Genomic DNA, 652 nt, shown 5'->3' with positions numbered 1-652 from the left:
TTGCTCGACGGTGGTCTGCGGACGACGGGTGAGAACTTCGACATCCTGCAGGACGAGGCGACTGTCGTCGTCGTCAACCGTGACGAGTCGACCGCGACGACGGTGGACCCCGCCCGTGTCTCTCTCGGCGACAGCACCGCGATCCCGGGCTCCGGCAAGGTGGCGCTGGGAGAGAAGACCACCGCAATCCTGGATCCCGAGTCCGGCGATCTGTGGGTCGTGCCCGTCTCGGGACTCTCGGGTTTCGAGCTCGCCGGCACCGATCCCACCCTCGAGCTCGGCGCGAACGCCGACGTCGCGGTCGGCGCCGACGGGACCGTGTTCGCGGTCTCCCCGAAGGATGCGGCGGTCTACACGATCCCGGTCGACGCGCAAGGCGACCCGCTGGAGCCGACGTCCGGCACGGTCGACGGGCTGAAGAAGGACAGCGAGCCGACGATCACCGCGGTCGGCGATGTGCCTGTCGTGCTGGACCCGGTTCAGGGCTTGGTCGCGACCCCGGGCGGCTTCCGGACCGAGATCGACGACGCGGACACGGCAGTGCTGCAGCAGGCGTCCGGCGCAGCGGACGCCGTGACCGTCGCGACCTCCTCGCACCTGCTGCGCGTGCCGCTGAACGGTGGAGACGTCGAGACGACGAGCTCGGACGCGC

The 652-nt window shown here is 70.2% G+C and carries 1 pseudogene; it reads left to right on the top strand.

Features of this window, described 5'->3' with window-relative positions:
- Positions 1-652: pseudogene (locus KYX17_RS31615) on the top strand (hypothetical protein); the annotation flags it as partial.

Source organism: Microbacterium sp. CIAB417 (assembly GCF_022788845.1).
Note: the sequence above shows the minus strand (reverse complement) of the source record. Positions and strands in the feature narration are given on the sequence as shown.